Below are 261 nucleotides of genomic sequence, written 5' to 3'. Positions count from 1 at the left end.
TTACTCGCACGTGACCCTGGTTGTTCAGCACACCTAACAGCCCACGGGTGATGTGGCCGTGGCCGGTGAGTCGACCGGCCACGGCCAGGACGGCGGCCAGCGGCAGCCAACCGGCGACGACCACGGTCAGCGACCGGAAGGCCGCCAGCCGGGCTAGCGCTCCTTCCGCCCGGGCCTGGGCGGCGACGGCCTCGTCGACGTACCCGGCGGCGCGTTCCGTGGCCCGGCAGGCCGCCACATCCCGGGCCGCGGCGGCCGCCC

Origin of the sequence: Actinoplanes sp. NPDC051411, assembly GCF_040682075.1 — a bacterium.
Lineage (GTDB): Bacteria > Actinomycetota > Actinomycetes > Mycobacteriales > Micromonosporaceae > Actinoplanes.
Note: the sequence above shows the minus strand (reverse complement) of the source record.